The sequence below is a fragment of the Halomonas marinisediminis genome (assembly GCF_004347715.1).
Lineage (GTDB): Bacteria > Pseudomonadota > Gammaproteobacteria > Pseudomonadales > Halomonadaceae > Halomonas > Halomonas icarae.
In genome coordinates this window covers 20,120-34,076 of the sequence record NZ_SLTR01000019.1, presented here as the reverse complement: position 1 = coordinate 34,076, position 13,957 = coordinate 20,120, and the positions used below count along the sequence as shown (strand labels likewise).

14 protein-coding genes are annotated in these 13,957 nt (G+C 65.0%); 10 read left to right on the top strand and 4 right to left on the bottom strand.

The window, feature by feature from the left end; translation table 11 throughout:
* Nucleotides 1-39 precede the first annotated feature (39 nt).
* The 3 genes from minD to sbcB all read left to right on the top strand — a co-directional run bounded on the left by minD (nt 40) and on the right by sbcB (nt 2,696).
* Nucleotides 40-858, top strand: a complete 819-nt coding sequence (gene minD, locus E0702_RS13085) for a septum site-determining protein MinD (RefSeq protein WP_132044547.1) — start codon at nt 40-42, stop codon at nt 856-858.
* Complete coding sequence (minE, locus tag E0702_RS13080; RefSeq protein WP_132044546.1) at nt 855-1,115, top strand: cell division topological specificity factor MinE; 261 nt, start codon at nt 855-857, stop codon at nt 1,113-1,115. Before minD ends, minE begins: the two co-directional genes overlap by 4 nt.
* Nucleotides 1,116-1,202: 87 nt before the next feature.
* Nucleotides 1,203-2,696 carry an exodeoxyribonuclease I gene (gene sbcB / locus E0702_RS13075; RefSeq protein WP_132044545.1) on the top strand — a complete coding sequence of 498 codons (1,494 nt, stop codon included), beginning with the start codon at nt 1,203-1,205 and terminating at the stop codon, nt 2,694-2,696.
* A gap of 137 nt (nt 2,697-2,833) precedes the next feature.
* Here the strand turns inward: sbcB and E0702_RS13070 are convergent, their stop codons facing one another.
* A complete protein-coding gene (locus tag E0702_RS13070; protein WP_132044544.1) occupies nt 2,834-5,701 on the bottom strand; it encodes an insulinase family protein in 2,868 nt (955 codons plus the stop codon).
* Between the two features lie 27 nt (nt 5,702-5,728).
* Nucleotides 5,729-6,403: an SOS response-associated peptidase gene (locus E0702_RS13065; RefSeq protein WP_132044543.1), complete on the bottom strand. Its 675-nt coding sequence runs from the start codon at nt 6,401-6,403 to the stop codon at nt 5,729-5,731.
* 115 nt (nt 6,404-6,518) lie between these two features.
* Between E0702_RS13065 and E0702_RS13060 the strand changes: the two genes are divergently transcribed.
* Together E0702_RS13060 and E0702_RS13055 are read left to right on the top strand one after the other, a co-directional pair.
* Nucleotides 6,519-7,124: a TetR/AcrR family transcriptional regulator gene (locus E0702_RS13060; protein ID WP_132044542.1), complete on the top strand. Its 606-nt coding sequence runs from the start codon at nt 6,519-6,521 to the stop codon at nt 7,122-7,124.
* A gap of 8 nt (nt 7,125-7,132) precedes the next feature.
* A complete protein-coding gene (locus E0702_RS13055) occupies nt 7,133-7,855 on the top strand; it encodes a 1-acyl-sn-glycerol-3-phosphate acyltransferase (protein WP_240721746.1) in 723 nt (240 codons plus the stop codon).
* A gap of 22 nt (nt 7,856-7,877) precedes the next feature.
* On the opposite strand, the gene E0702_RS13050 is transcribed toward E0702_RS13055, so the two are convergent.
* Nucleotides 7,878-9,143, bottom strand: coding sequence for an HlyC/CorC family transporter (locus tag E0702_RS13050; protein WP_132044541.1), 1,266 nt, complete (start codon nt 9,141-9,143; stop codon nt 7,878-7,880).
* A gap of 79 nt (nt 9,144-9,222) precedes the next feature.
* Nucleotides 9,223-10,023 carry a cytochrome C assembly family protein gene (locus E0702_RS13045; protein ID WP_132044540.1) on the bottom strand — a complete coding sequence of 267 codons (801 nt, stop codon included), beginning with the start codon at nt 10,021-10,023 and terminating at the stop codon, nt 9,223-9,225.
* Between the two features lie 187 nt (nt 10,024-10,210).
* On the opposite strand from E0702_RS13045, the gene ffh reads away from it, so the two are divergent.
* From ffh to rplS, 5 genes are all read left to right on the top strand, one after another.
* Nucleotides 10,211-11,620 carry a signal recognition particle protein gene (gene ffh / locus E0702_RS13040; protein ID WP_132044538.1) on the top strand — a complete coding sequence of 470 codons (1,410 nt, stop codon included), beginning with the start codon at nt 10,211-10,213 and terminating at the stop codon, nt 11,618-11,620.
* Between the two features lie 123 nt (nt 11,621-11,743).
* On the top strand, nt 11,744-11,992 hold the full coding sequence (gene rpsP, locus E0702_RS13035) for a 30S ribosomal protein S16 (RefSeq protein WP_132044536.1): 249 nt from the start codon (nt 11,744-11,746) through the stop codon (nt 11,990-11,992).
* A gap of 38 nt (nt 11,993-12,030) precedes the next feature.
* Nucleotides 12,031-12,582: a ribosome maturation factor RimM gene (gene rimM, locus E0702_RS13030; RefSeq protein ID WP_132044534.1), complete on the top strand. Its 552-nt coding sequence runs from the start codon at nt 12,031-12,033 to the stop codon at nt 12,580-12,582.
* Nucleotides 12,583-12,635: 53 nt separating this feature from the next.
* Entirely contained in the window at nt 12,636-13,397 is a 762-nt protein-coding gene (gene trmD, locus E0702_RS13025) for a tRNA (guanosine(37)-N1)-methyltransferase TrmD (protein WP_132044619.1), read from the top strand.
* Between the two features lie 161 nt (nt 13,398-13,558).
* Nucleotides 13,559-13,915, top strand: coding sequence for a 50S ribosomal protein L19 (gene rplS / locus E0702_RS13020; RefSeq protein ID WP_132044532.1), 357 nt, complete (start codon nt 13,559-13,561; stop codon nt 13,913-13,915).
* Nucleotides 13,916-13,957: the final 42 nt, after the last annotated feature.

Here is a 13,957-nt window from a genome sequence, read left to right as displayed (position 1 = left end):
TGGCTCGCGCCATTTCAACAACACGACAGGAAGTGACTCTTGGCCAAGATCATCGTTGTGACCTCCGGCAAGGGAGGCGTCGGTAAGACAACCAGCGCGGCAGCCATTGCCACTGGCCTGGCACTGCGCGGTAACAAGACCGTGGTCATCGACTTCGACGTCGGGCTGCGTAACCTGGACCTGATCATGGGCTGCGAGCGGCGTGTGGTCTACGACCTGGTCAACGTCATTCAGGGTGAAGCGGGGCTGAGCCAGGCTCTGATCCGCGACAAGCGTGTGGAAAACCTGCACATCCTTCCCGCCTCCCAGACTCGTGACAAGGAGGCCTTGACGCGTGAAGGGATCGAGAAGGTACTCGAGACCCTGAGCAAGGACTTCGACTACATCCTCTGCGACTCGCCCGCCGGCATCGAAGGGGGAGCCCAGCTGGCCATGTACTTCGCCGATGAGGCGATCGTGGTCACCAACCCCGAGATCTCCTCGGTGCGTGACTCCGATCGCATTCTCGGCCTGCTGGCCTCCAAGACACGACGTGCCGAGCGTGGCGAGGAAGCCATCAAGGAACACCTGCTGATCACTCGCTACAACCCGCAGCGGGTCGATACCGGCGATATGCTCAACCTCGAGGATATCCGCGAGATCCTGGCGATCGACCTGATCGGCTTGATACCGGAGTCGGAGGCGGTGCTGCGTGCTTCCAACCAGGGGGTGCCGGTAACCCACGACGCCTCCAGCGATGCCGGTCAGGCCTATACCGATACCGTATCGCGGCTGATTGGCGAGGATGTGCCGCTGCGCTTTCACGAGTATCAGAAGAAGAGTCTGCTCAGTCGCATGTTTGGAGGAGGTCGTCGGTGAAGCTGCTTGAATTCCTGAAACGGGAGCGCAAGAAGTCCGCGCCAGTCGCCAAGGAGCGGCTACAGATCATCGTCGCTCACCAGCGCAGTCAGCGCGGCCAGCCGGACTACATGCCGATGCTGGAGCGGGAGCTGTTGGAGGTGATTCGCCGCTATGTGCAGGTGGATGATGACGCCATCAATATCAGCCTCGACAGTGAGGACAACTGTTCGGTGCTCGAGCTCAATGTGACCCTGCCCAAGGGGGCGCCGGGCTGAGCCGGTCTGGCTGAACCTGTCTGGCTGAGTGAGTCGTTGGGCTGTGCTAGGCTGTTGGCTCCATGCTGAATCGCCGGAGAAACCTTGATGGCGCCGCCTGACGCCCCGAAGACCTTCCTGTGGCACGACTACGAGACCTTCGGTGCCGACCCTCGTCGTGACCGTCCGTCTCAGTTCGCCGCGATCCGCACCGATGCCGAATTCAACGAGATCGGTGAGCCGGTCACCTGGTACTGCCGGCCGGCAGATGACTTCCTGCCGCATCCCCAGGCCTGTCTGGTCACCGGTATCACGCCCCAGCAGGCGCGTCGCCGCGGGCTGCCCGAGGCGCAGTTTGCCGGGCAGATCGAGGCGCTGATGAGCGTGCCGGGCACCTGCGCGGTAGGCTACAACAGCGTGCGTTTCGACGACGAGGTCAGTCGTCATCTCTTCTACCGCAACCTGCTCGACCCCTATGCCCGGGAGTGGCAGAACGGCAATTCGCGCTGGGACCTGATCGATGTGGTGCGGGCCTTTCACGCCCTGCGTCCGGAGGGGCTCGAGTGGCCGCGTCGCGAGGACGGGGCGCCCAGCTTCCGGCTCGAGGATCTCACCGCCGCCAACGGCATCGAGCATGTCGGGGCCCACGATGCCCTGGCCGACGTGCGGGCGACCATCGCCCTGGCCAGGCGTCTGCGTGAGGCCAATGCCAACCTCTTCGACTTTCTGCTCAAGCTGCGCGGCAAGCGCGCCGTGGGCAAGCTGCTTGATGTGCCTGGACGCAAGCCACTGCTGCATATCTCGCGGCGTTACCCGGCCAGTCGCGGCTGTGCCGCCCTGGTGGTGCCCCTTGCGGAGCATCCCAGCAACCCCAACGGGGTCGTCGTCTATGATCTTTCGGTGGACCCCGCGCCACTCCTCGAGCTCTCCGCCGAGCAGATACGCCAGCGGGTCTTCGTCAGCAATGACGACCTTGCCGAGGGCACCGAGCGGATCCCGCTCAAGGTGATCCATATCAACAAGTGCCCGGTGCTGTTCCCGGCCAGCGCCCTCAAGGACGTGGCGGGTCCGCGGCGCGGAGAGCATGGTGATATCGTCGAGCGCCTGGGGCTGGATATGGCGACCTGCCGCGAGCACTGGAAGCGTCTGGCTGGGCATCCGGAGGTGGCCGCCCGTGCAGCCGAGGTGTTCGCCGAGCCACCCCCGGCGGGGTCGGGTGACCCCGACCTGATGCTCTACTCGGGAGGTTTCTTCTCGCCAGCGGATCGCCGTCAGCTGCAGCAGGTTCGCGAGATGGCGGCCTGGGATCTGGTGGGTGCCAGCTTCGCCTTCCAGGATCCACGCCTGGAGGAGATGCTGTTTCGCTATCGCGCGCGCAGCTTCCCCGAGACGCTTGAAGGCGATGAGCTGGCCCAGTGGGAGGCCTATCGCTGGGCTCGCATGAATGACGCTGAGGTGGCGAGCCTGACCCTCAAGGGCTTCGCCCGAGAGATCGAACGGCTCAACCGGGTCGAGCTGAGCGACCGCGACCGTCAAATCCTCGAGGAGCTGGTGATGCATGTCGAGGCCATCCTGCCTCCCCAGGCATTCGACGCGGACTAACGCGCTGTCTTCTCCTTCGCAGCAGCTTTTGCCTGGCCTGCCATCGTCAGGGCCACATCACTTTTGATGTGGCCCTCTTCCGGCTTGTAGCTTACAGCTTATCGTTCCCGGTGCCGTTGGGGCTCACTCCTCGCCCCTCACTCTTTACCTTCGGGCAACGGCTCGAGGTCAGCCGTGAATGCCAGCACGTCGGTGGGCGCATCGCCCGGGTCATAGGCGACTCGCACCTCGGGGCTGGCAAGCAGGGCCGTCCAGGCCTCGCGCAGCTCGTCGGCGGTAATAGCCAGGACCCGCTCGGCGAGCTTGTCGCGCCGCTCGAACTCGGTATCGCCGTAGGCCAGGGTGCGCCACAGGCGATTGGTCCGGCCGGAAAGGCTGGTATCGCGCCGGGTCAGTTCGGCATGCACCGCCTGGCGGTAAGGGGCGAGTGCCTCCTCGTCCAGCGTTTCCAGGGTGGCGCCGAAGCTCTGCAGAAAACGATCCATATGGTCGGCGATCGACTCGCTATCGGTCTCCGGTGACTGCACCAGCAGGGCGAGACCCGGGGCATCCAGCATCGGCGAGTAGCCGGCGTGAACCACGTAACCGAGCTGCTGCTCGGTGCGCAGACGCTGGTAGAAGGGGGTGTCGATCAGCTGGCCGAGCAGTGCCAGGCGTGCCTGGCTATCGAGGGAGCGGTCCGGGCCCTGCAGGTAGCGCAGCAGTATCGACTCCTCGCGACCTGTCTGTGGGGTCAGGGCGGGAAGATCCGCGGAGGCAGCCAGCGGGACCAGGTCGGGAATCGCTGCCGCCGTGAGGCTCGGCGCCAGGGTATCGGCCATCTGCTGTGCAATCTCATCGGCTTGCTCGGCGCCGATATTGCCCACCGCCATGGCCTCCAGATGCAGTTCGTCGAGGAAGATGTCGCGAAATTCACGCAGGTCCCCCGGCGTCATGCCTTCGCTGGCCTCAAGCAGTGTATTGGTGGGCCACTGGGGGCGCACCAGGGTCTCGGCCAGGGTTCGGTTGGCCTGGCGGTGGAGTGGGTCCTGGGGCGCATTGCGCCACTCCCGCTGCAGGCGGTGGCGTACCCGTTCGAAGGCGTCGGCTTCGATGGCCCCCTGCTGAAGCTGCTCGACCACACGCTCCATCACCACCGTCTGACGATCGCGCCATCCGGAGAAGGCCAAGGTAATGCCGCGGGCGTGGGCGTAGGCCTCGACTCCCTGGCCGGCCAGCCGCGCGGGATAGAGTACCTCATTGAGGCTGTCCTCCAGCCAGCCGGCGAGCAGCCGGGCCAGTACCGCTTCGCGGGGCGCCTCGGCGGCACGCGGGTGTTGCAGGCTGAAGCGCCACTCCACCTTGGGCGTGTCGAAGCTGGCGTCGGCCATGTGCCAGAAGGTGAAGGTGGCTTCATCGATACGCTGTCGAGGGCGCTCGTCCTGGGCGTCGAGCAGCGCGAGATCCTCGGCGATATAGGGGTTGGGTTCGGGCAGCATCAGCCCATCGCGAGGCGTGGCATCGGCGGTGTAGGCGTCGTCGCCCCAGGGGGTGTCGAACCAGGGCGAGGTCCGCTCGCCCTCGACGTCCGGGGCGCTATAGAGTCGAATCAGGTTGTCGGGCCTTAGTGCGGCCAGGTAGTCGCGGGTCCGCCCCCGGTCGAAGCCATCCATGCGATAGTCGGCATATTGCACATCCTCCACCTGGTAGCGTGCCAGGTTCATGGCCAGGCGCATGGCGTCCTGCTGGGGCGAGCCGTGCTGCTGAAACTGGAAACTCTGTTCGGCCAGGCGCGCCTGCTCGGCGTAGCGCCACGCCTCGGGGCCGGCCTCGCGAATCGTCTCGATGGCAGCGAACAGGCTCTCCTCGATGGCATCGCGATGTTCTGCCCCCAGAGGGGTCAGGCTGATGTCGACGGTGAACAGGGCGTGGCGTCCGTCACCCCGCGAGACGCCGGCGGAGAGCCCATCGGCCCAGCCCGCCTCGCGCAGGGCCGCAAGCAGGCTACCCTCGCCCTCATGCCCGAGCAGGTGGGCAATCAGGTCGACAGGCTTGTGGCGGTACTCGGCGATGGGGTCGTTTACCGGAAAGAGAAAGCGCAGCTGGTGGCTGTCACGCAGGGACTGCACGGCGACTCGCCTGGGAAGTGTCTCCGGCAGGACCAGCGGGTCGCTGATCTCCGGTCGCACCAGGCCTCTGTCCGGCACCGTGGCGAAGCGCTCGGCGACCAGCCGCTCCAGTTCGTCGAGGGGCTGAGGGGCGACGATCGCCAGGTGCATGACGTTGGCATCGTAGTGCGACGCATAGAAGTCGATGACCCGCTCACGCAGACTCGACTCGTCGCTGGGACGGTCGGCCAGGGTCGTGCGGCTGCCGACCGAAAAGCCGGTGAAGGGGTGTTCGGGGTTCAGCAGGCGGTCGAGCACGTCGTTGACCCGCCGGCCCTCGTCGCGGATGCGCGCCATATATTCGGAGTGCACCACGTTGCGTTCGCTCTCCAGGCGGTCGGCGTTGAACAGCGGCGCGATAAAGAACTGGCTGAAGCGATCCAGGGCGCCTTCGAGGGCATCGGGCTCGATGGTGAAGAAGTAGTTGGTGTCCTGGGGCGCTGTAAAGGCGTTGTGGCTGCCGCCATGGCGGGTCAGATAGCCCTGATAGGCATCCGCCTCGGGGTAGGGCTCGGTGCCCAGGAACAGCATGTGTTCGAGGAAGTGGGCGAGACCCGACAGGTCTGCCGGGTCCTGGGCGCTGCCGACCGAGACATTGAGGGAGGCCGCGGCCTTGTCGGCATCGGGGTCGCTGACCAGCAGGGCGGTGAAGCCGTTCTCCAGGCTCAACACGCGATAGTCGCGTTCGTCGTGAGGGCTGACCCTGGGCGTGGTGCTTGCCTCGACGGCCTCGGTGGGGGCGGTCGCCGTCTGGGTGGCCAGGGCCTGGGAGGCCAGGCTCTGTGAGGCCAGGCCCAGCAGGACAAGCAGCGGGGGCAGCAGTCGCCCGCAGCGGGCGACGGACAGGATAGGCAACATTCTCACTCCTTGTGCAGGGATGCCGGCTCAGGCCTCGTGGCGCAGCATGGGGCCGACCGGGTGGGCGCAGGCCGCGTCCTGGTTCGCCGGATTGTTCACACGTCTTGATACCGGAAAAGCGCCCAACAGTTCCCTGGGCGCCGGCGCCAGCATGGCCTGGGCCGCCTCGCTTGGTGTCTGCGGATCGAGCCAGCGCCGTGCCTCGGCAGGTGGTATTGCCGCCGGGAGGCGATCGCTGAGCGCTGCCAGCAGGCCGTTGGTCGGCACGGTGATCAGTGCCATGGAGTCGGTGTGTTCGGCCAGGCTGGTATGGAAGCGGCACCAGAGCGCGGCCAGCAGCAGCGGGCCGCGGTCCACTCGTGTGACCAGGAAGGGCTGCTTGAAGCGTGGCTGGGGCTTCCATACATAGACGCCGGTGGCCGGGATCAGACAGCGCCTGGCATGAAAGGCCTCGCGGAACATGCGGCGCGACGCCAGGGATTCGGCGCGGGCGCAATGGGGCGCGTGGTCCAGCACCTCCAGCCAGGGCGGCGTCAGCCCCCAGAACAGTTGTCCCAGGCGCGGCCGGCCCGCGTCCAGGCGAATGCCCGAGAGCATGCGTCGGGGGGCCAGGTTGGCACCGGTCAAGAGGGGCGTCTCCATCACCAGGTCGGGCACGAGCTGGCTGATGTCGATCGGGGCGATATGCAGTCGGCCGGCCATGGAATCTCCGAGTCTGGGGAGTGTCAGGGTAACATGGCTATCGAAAACAGTGTTCGATGTGCGCTATCCTTGGGGACCTTCACGCAACTGCCTGCTTCGGCACGCGAGGAACTCGATGGCTCGTCCCAGACAACATGCCCCCGAGGCGCTTCATGCCCAGGTAATGGCGGCCTGTGATGCCTGGTTGCAGGGCAACTCGGTACACGGCCTGTCACTGCGTGCGCTGGCTCGCGAGGTGGGGTGCGCGCCCAGTACCCTGCTCAAGCTCTATGGCAGCTTTCACAACCTCCTGCAGCACGTCAACATCGAAACCCTTGGGCATCTGCGCGAGGTGGTCGAGCCGCTGGCCGGCCAGGCAGCACCGGAGGAGCGGTTGCGCGCCCTGGCGCGTGCCTACTGGCAGTTTGCCCAGCGCGAAGCGTATCGCTGGCAGCTGCTGTTCGACTTCCCGCTGGCCCAGGAGGGAGAGCTGGACCAGCGCCAGAACGAGATGATCGAGGCGCTCTTCCTGCGTGTCGAAGCCACTCTCAAGGAGTACCAGCCGGCCCTGGATGATCTCGAGGCGCGCCGGCTGGGGCGCACCCTCTGGGGCAGCGTGCATGGCCTGGTACAGCTGGGCCTTAACGAGCGGCTGGGCTACTGGCAGGGCCAGCAGTTGGAAGTGGGGGAGCTGCTCGACCAGCTGCTCGACACCATCCTCGCCGGCCTGAGGGCCAGATAGGTGTCGTCGTGACAGCGTTTAGCTGGTTCCTGATCGCCTGTGTGGCGCTGTGTCTCGTCTGGCGGATCATTCGGGCGCCGCGCCCGGCGGTACGCCTGCTGGTCTATCTGCTGGTTCGCCTGCTCTATCGGCTGCGCCTGACGGGGCTCGAGCACCTTCCCGAGCGTGGGGCGGCCCTGGTGGTGTGCAACCACGTCAGTTTCATGGATGCCCTGGTGCTGGGTGGCGCGAGCCCGCGACCACTGCGCTTTCTGATGGACAAGCCGATCTATGATTCACCCTGGCTCAACTGGCTGTTCCGGCTGGTGGGGGCGATTCCCGTTGAGTCGGAGCGCAGCGATCCAGGCACTCTGCGCCGGGCGATGGAGGAGGTGAGTCGGGCGCTGCGCGATGGCGAGGTGGTGATGCTGTTTCCGGAGGGGCGTCTGACAATGGATGGCGAGGTGCAGGGGTTTCGCCGTGGCCTGGAGCTGATCCTCGCCCGTGATCCGGTGCCGGTGATTCCCGCGAGCCTCTCCGGGCTCTGGGGCTCATGGACCTCTCACTGCCACGGTCGTGCGCTGAGTCAGCGACCGCGACGTTTCCGCGCCCGAGTGGTGCTGCAGCTCGGCGAGCCGCTCTCTCCCGGGGCGGCGACTCGTTGCCAGCTGGAGGCCAGAGTTCGGGAGCTCAAGTGCGTTGGGGATGCCTCGATCCAGCCGGCGGTCGAACACCAGACCCAGAGTCGCTAGAGGCATGTGCCTGGCGTCGCGCTCACCGCGGGGCCAGCCAGCAGCGTGCCGCGGTGATCAGGTTGTCACGCACCGCCTGGATCTCCATGCGCACGTCGCCCACCTGTAGCGAGGTCGGGCCCTCCGGAAACCCCTCAAGGTGTTCGAGGATCAAGCCATTGAGCGTCTTGGGGCCGTCGGTAGGCAGTTGCCAGCCCAGCGACTTGTTGATGTCGCGGATATTGGCGGTGCCCTCTATCACCACGCTGCCGTCCTCCTGGTGCCGGATATCCTCCTGCATGCCTGCTACCCCGGTGGTGAACTCGCCGACGATCTCCTCGAGGATATCCTCCAGGGTCACCAGGCCCTCCACATCGCCATACTCGTCCACCACGATGCCGATACGCCGCTTCTGCTGCTGAAAGTGGAGCAGCTGGGTGTGCAGCGGATTGGACTCGGGGATGAAGTAGGGCTCACGAGCCTCCTGGACGATGGCGGCCTTGGTCACTTCGCCGCGGGATAGGAAGCGTGCCGCATTGCGCAGGTGCAGCAGGCCGATGATGTTGTTGATGTCGCCCTTGTAGACCGGCAGCCGGGTGTGCTGGCTGGTGCGGATCTGGGTGAGGATCTCGTCGAGATCATCGTCCAGGTTGATGCCGATCACCTCGTGGCGCGGCACCATGATGTCGTTCACGGTGACGTTCTCGAGATCGAGGATGGAGAGCAGCATCGCCTGGTGGCGGTGAGGGATAAGGGTGCCCGCCTCGTGAACCACGGTGCGCAGTTCATCGCGGGTCAGATTGTCGCCATCCCCATCGATGCTGCGCACGCCGATCAGCCGCAGCAGACCATTGGAGATCACATTGACCAGCCACACCAGCGGGTAGAGCAGCTTGAGCAGTGGCTCGAGCACCAGCGAAGCAGGGAAGGCGATGCGCTCCGGCTTCACCGCTGCATAAGTCTTGGGGGTGACCTCGGCGAAAATCAGGATGGTGATGGTCAATGCGGCGGTGGCGACGGCCGGGCCGGTAACGTCGCCAAGAAAATGAATGGCGATGATGGTGGCGATGGAGGCCGCCAGGTTGTTGACGAAGTTGTTGCCGATCAGGATCACGCCGATCAGCCGGTCGGGGCGAGCCAGTAGTCTGGCGACACGTTGGGCCCGTGCCTCCCCACTGCTGACCCGGTGGCTGAGGCGGTAGCGGTTGATCGACATCATGCCGGTCTCGGAGCTCGAGAAGAAGGCAGACAGGCAGACAAGCAGGAACAGCAGGCCGAACAGCAATCCCAATGGGAAGTCGTCGCTCAAGTCGAAGAGTCCTCGGTCGCGGGTCAGGCTCGATTTGACGGGAGGTGGGCGCGCGGTGTCAAGGTATCAGAAGGGCCGCTCAGCCGCGGTTGAGCAGCACTTCCAGAACGAAGAGGCTACCAAAGTAAGCCGCTACCAGAACGGCGCAGCCGCCAAGGGTCCAACGCACGGCACGCATGCCGCGCCAGCCCAGGCGGTGGTGGCTGAACAGCAGGATGGCGAAGATCACCCAGGCAGCCAACGAGAGGATCGTCTTGTGAGCCAGGTGCTGGGCAAACATGTTGTCGAGGAACACGAAGCCGCTGAGGATCGCCAGGGTCAGCAGTGCCATGCCTGCCCAGATCAACTCAAACAACAACCGCTCCATGGAGGTGAGCGGGGGCAGGGCCTGGACAATTCCGCGGATGTGGTGGTGGCGCAGGGCGCGGTTCTGCAGACCGAGCAGGATGGCCTGCACGGCGGCGATGGCCAGCACCGCGAATCCCAACAGGGAGCTGATGGCATGGAGGGCGACACCGGGAGAGAGTGCCTCGGCCGGGGGTGGTGCCGGTACCGTGGCAGCCAGCAACAGCGCAAGGCCTGCCATCGGCAGTACGCCGACGGCGGCACCCAGTACCGGCTTGAACAGGCTGACACCCAGCAGTACCGCCACCGCCATGGCACTGATCAGGATCATGCTGGTGTAGAGCCCCGGCAGTACCTGAGCATCATGACCGAACAGGCTGACGACCAGTGGCAGGTGGCAGAGCAGGCCAAGCAGCGACAGGCCGCGTACCAGCATCGGCTGTGGCGCTACCCGGCGAACCAGAGTCAGTCCCTGCCAGGAGGCGGCGGCGAGATAGAAGAGAGAGGCCATTACGGCCAGGGCGAGCGCCTGCATGGGTTGCGATCCGTGCGCTTGTGAAAGTGGTCAGCATAAGGGTGGCATCAGTGCGGTTACTATACCCAATCACCCGGCTGGCGCACAGGCCTTGGAGTCTGGGTCAGGACGTGGTGCATGGAGACTCGCGGCCACAGCGCGTATAATCGCCCCCAACCTTCAGGCCATCGCACACGTGGAGAGGCCAATGTTTCAGAATCTCAGCGAGCGCCTGTCGCAGACGCTCAAGTCGATCAAGGGTCAGGCTCGCCTGACCGAGGACAATGTAAAGGACACCCTGCGCGAGGTGCGCCGTGCGCTACTCGAGGCGGATGTCGCCCTGCCGGTGGTCAAGGACTTTATCGACCGCGTGCGCGAACGCGCCGTGGGTCAGGAAGTTTCCAAGAGCCTCTCGCCCGGTCAGCAGTTCGTCAAGATCGTCCAGCAGGAGCTGGAAGCGACCATGGGCGAGGCCAACGAGGGGCTGACCCTCAAGGGCTCGCCGGCGGTGGTGCTGATGGCCGGCCTGCAGGGCGCGGGCAAGACCACCTCGGTGGCCAAGCTGGCGCGCTATCTGCGCGAGCGCGAGAAGAAGAAGGTGCTGGTGGTCTCTGCCGACGTTTACCGCCCGGCGGCCATCGACCAGCTCGAGACCCTGGCGAAGGAGGTCGAGGTCGACTTCTTCCCGTCGCGCTCCGACCAGCAGCCTGTCGCTATCGCCGAGGCGGCGATCAAGCATGCCAAGATCCAGTTCCACGATGTGGTGCTGGTGGATACCGCCGGTCGCCTTGCCATCGATGAGGCGATGATGGCCGAGATCCAGGCGTTGCATAAGGCGGTCTCACCTCAGGAGACGCTGTTCGTCGTCGACGCCATGACCGGCCAGGATGCCGCCAATACCGCCAAGGCCTTCCATGAGGCGCTGCCGCTGACCGGGGTGATCCTGACCAAGGCCGACGGCGATGCGCGTGGTGGTGCGGCGCTCTCGGTGCGTCATATCACCGGCAAGCCGATCAAGTTCATGGGCGTTGGCGAGAAGGTCGACGCCCTCGAGCCCTTCCATCCGGATCGCGTGGCGTCGCGCATCCTCGGTATGGGCGACGTATTGTCGCTGATCGAGGAGGCCGAGCGCAGCGTCGACAAGGGCAAGGCCGAGAAACTGGCCAAGAAGGTCAAGAAGGGCCAGGGCTTCGATCTCGAGGACTTCCGCGACCAGCTCCAGCAGCTCAAGAAGATGGGCGGTATGGGCGGTCTGCTGGGCAAGTTGCCCGGCATGGGGCAGATGGCCGAGATGGCTCAGGGGCCCGGCCCCGAGAAGGAGATGGGCAAGCTCGAGGCGCTGATCAACTCCATGACGCCCCAGGAGCGTCGCAAGCCCGAGATCATCAACGGCTCGCGCAAGCGGCGCATCGCCGCCGGTGCCGGCCTGCAGGTGCCCGATCTGAATCGTCTGCTCAAGCAGCACAAGCAGATGCAGAAGATGATGAAGAAGGCGGGCAAGAAGGGTGGTATGCAGAACATGATGCGTGGCATGTCCGGCATGATGGGCGGCGCTGGCCCCGGCGGCATGGGTGGCATGGGGGGAATGGGCGGCCCCGGTGGCAAGCCCTGGCGATAAGCCCGAAAAAGGTTCCCAAGCGGGACTGTTTTCCGTAGAATGCTGCGTCTTGACTGACAGGACCGCGAGTGTCGCGGTCATCGTCGTGAACGAATCCCAATCAACCGAAGGACTTAATAGGCCATGGTTACCATTCGTCTGGCTCGTGGTGGCGCCAAGAAGCGTCCCTTCTACCACCTGACCGTTACCGATTCCCGCAACGCCCGTGATGGCCGTTTCATCGAGCGTCTCGGCTTCTTCAACCCGGTTGCCCGTGGTCAGGAAGAGCGTCTGCGTGTTGATCTCGACCGTGTCACCCACTGGCAGAGCCAGGGTGCCCAGCTCTCCGGCCGTGTTGCCGAGCTGGTCAAGGAAGCTCGCAAGCAGGCCTGAGGTCTGATGCGATGATTGTCTCGGTTCCGAGGTCGTCGATGAGCGAATCTGCAAAGGCTCAGCCCGCCGACGATCATGTGGTGCTGGGAAAGTTGACCAGCCCCTATGGCGTTAAGGGCTGGCTCAAGGTGTATTCGTACACCAGCCCCATGGAGGGCATCCTCGACTACCCCGAGTGGGTGGTGCGTCAGGGCGAGGCGCTGAAGCGTTGTCGACTGGTGCAGGGGCGTCGCCACGGCAAGGGTCTGGTGGCCCAGCTCGAAGGCTGCGACTCCCGCGAGGCCGCCGAAGCGCTGGCCGGCGCAGAGATCGTGCTGTCCAAGGCAGAGCTGCCCGAGCTCAGCGGCGACGATTTCTACTGGCACGAGTTGGAAGGCCTGCGGGTCGTGACCCGTGATGGCAGCGTGCTGGGCCGTATCGACCATCTCTTCGAGACCGGCGCCAATGATGTCATGGTCGTGAAGGGAAGTCTCGAGGCGGACGCCATTGATGCCCGCGAGCGACTGCTGCCGTTCCTGCCCGAAGAGGTGATCCTCGAGGTGGATCTCGAAGATGGCGTGATGCACGTCGACTGGGATCCCGAGTTTTGAAGGAATCCGATTCGATGACGGCTGACTCTCCGGCACCCGAACGGGTGGCCGATATGTGGGTCGGGGTCGTCTCGCTGTTTCCGGAGATGTTCGAGGCGATCACGCGCTACGGCGTTACCGGTCGAGCAGTCGAGAAGGGGCATGTGGCGCTGGAGGTCTGGAATCCTCGCGACTTTGCCATCGACAGGCATCGCACCGTGGACGATCGCCCCTATGGCGGCGGGCCAGGGATGTTGATGAAGGTCGATACCCTGCGCGCGGCGATTCATGCGGCCAAAGCCAGGGCCGAGCAGGCCACCGGGCAGCGTCCCAGGGTGGTCTATCTGTCGCCCCAGGGGCGACGGCTCGATCAGGCCGGGGCTCGGGAGCTGGCGGCCGGGCCGCCACTGGTCGTGGTGGCGGGGCGTTACGAAGGCATCGATGAGCGCGTGGTGGAGAGCGACATCGATGAAGAGTGGTCGATCGGTGATTATGTGTTGAGCGGCGGCGAGCTGCCGGCCATGGTACTGATCGATGCCGCGGCAAGGCTGGTGCCCGGAGTGCTGGGTCATCAGGATTCCGCGGTCGAGGACTCCTTCAACGAAGGACTGCTGGACTGCCCGCACTACACTCGCCCCGAGGTGATCGACGGGCGTCGGGTGCCGGAAGTCCTGCTCAGCGGCAATCACGGTGCCATTCGGCGCTGGCGGCTGAAGCAGTCTCTTGGGCGTACCTGGCAGCGACGCCCCGACCTGCTCGAGGGCAGGGAGTTGAACAAGGAGCAACGCAAGCTGTTGCAGGAGTTCCTCGAGGAGCACGCTTTGCCCGCCAGATAGGGCAGGCGGAGGTGCGGGAGCGCTGAGCGATCGAACTCACGAACTCACTGCCCCGCGTCACCCATTATCTCCCGCGCTCTCGAGAACATTCGAGCGCCGGGATCACGATTCATCGGCAACCCAGGCGATCGATGAGTCAACGTTATCAAGGAGTCATTGTCATGAGCAGCAAGAACAAGGTGATCCAGGCGCTCGAAGCCGAGCAGATGAGCAAGGAGATCCCGACCTTTGCCCCCGGCGACACCATTATCGTCCAGGTCAAGGTCAAGGAAGGCAGCCGTGAGCGTCTCCAGGCCTTCGAAGGCGTGGTGATCGGCAAGCGTAACCGCGGCCTGAACTCCGCCTTCACCGTGCGCAAGATCTCTCACGGTGTGGGTGTCGAGCGTACCTTCCAGACCTACAGCCCGCTGGTCGACTCCATCAGCGTCAAGCGTCGCGGTGACGTGCGCAAGGCCAAGCTCTACTACCTCCGTGAGCGCAGCGGCAAGTCTGCACGCATCAAGGAAAAGCTGGCCTGAGGCCAAGGCCTCCGAGTCTTCGGGTCGGGGCATTGCCCCGGC

What these genes read in the sequence shown, in the direction of transcription:
- sbcB (WP_132044545.1), top strand. Translation starts at nt 1,203, where the DNA reads ATGGCGCCGCCTGACGCCCCGAAGACCTTCCTGTGGCACGACTACGAG.
- E0702_RS13070 (WP_132044544.1), bottom strand. Translation starts at nt 5,701, where the DNA reads ATGTTGCCTATCCTGTCCGTCGCCCGCTGCGGGCGACTGCTGCCCCCG.
- E0702_RS13065 (WP_132044543.1), bottom strand. Translation starts at nt 6,403, where the DNA reads ATGGCCGGCCGACTGCATATCGCCCCGATCGACATCAGCCAGCTCGTG.
- E0702_RS13060 (WP_132044542.1), top strand. Translation starts at nt 6,519, where the DNA reads ATGGCTCGTCCCAGACAACATGCCCCCGAGGCGCTTCATGCCCAGGTA.
- E0702_RS13045 (WP_132044540.1), bottom strand. Translation starts at nt 10,023, where the DNA reads ATGCAGGCGCTCGCCCTGGCCGTAATGGCCTCTCTCTTCTATCTCGCC.
- ffh (WP_132044538.1), top strand. Translation starts at nt 10,211, where the DNA reads ATGTTTCAGAATCTCAGCGAGCGCCTGTCGCAGACGCTCAAGTCGATC.
- rpsP (WP_132044536.1), top strand. Translation starts at nt 11,744, where the DNA reads ATGGTTACCATTCGTCTGGCTCGTGGTGGCGCCAAGAAGCGTCCCTTC.
- rimM (WP_132044534.1), top strand. Translation starts at nt 12,031, where the DNA reads ATGAGCGAATCTGCAAAGGCTCAGCCCGCCGACGATCATGTGGTGCTG.
- trmD (WP_132044619.1), top strand. Translation starts at nt 12,636, where the DNA reads ATGTGGGTCGGGGTCGTCTCGCTGTTTCCGGAGATGTTCGAGGCGATC.
- rplS (WP_132044532.1), top strand. Translation starts at nt 13,559, where the DNA reads ATGAGCAGCAAGAACAAGGTGATCCAGGCGCTCGAAGCCGAGCAGATG.